Source organism: Sinorhizobium sp. CB7, assembly GCF_041357635.1.
In the GTDB taxonomy this organism is placed as follows: Bacteria; Pseudomonadota; Alphaproteobacteria; order Rhizobiales; family Rhizobiaceae; genus Rhizobium.
Genome location: NZ_JAULLL010000088.1, coordinates 1 through 292, shown reverse-complemented (window position 1 = coordinate 292; position 292 = coordinate 1). Strand labels below are relative to the sequence as shown.

Below are 292 nucleotides of genomic sequence, written 5' to 3'. Positions count from 1 at the left end.
TGTTTCGAACTGAGCGCACCGACCTGGGCAGTGGTCAGGGCCTCGACCTGATCGACGGTCAAGGCCGCGATCTGATCGGTTGAAAGGCCCGCTATGCCCGCCGTTCCCAGAGCGGCTATCTGATCGGCTGAAAGCGAGGCAATGTCGTCCGTGCTCAGGGCCGCAATTTGTTTGGAGGTGAGGGCGCCGATCTGGGCGCTAGTCAGCGCGTCCAGCTGATCGGTGCTGAGGGCGGCAATCTGGTCAGTGGTCAGGCCTGATACCGCCGCAGTGCCCAGGGCTGCGATCTGAT

The 292-nt window shown here is 63.0% G+C and carries 1 protein-coding gene; it reads right to left on the bottom strand.

Features of this window, described 5'->3' with window-relative positions:
• Positions 1-292 (bottom strand): hypothetical protein (locus AAE029_RS36290; RefSeq protein ID WP_371077777.1); only part of this gene is annotated, 292 nt, incomplete at both ends.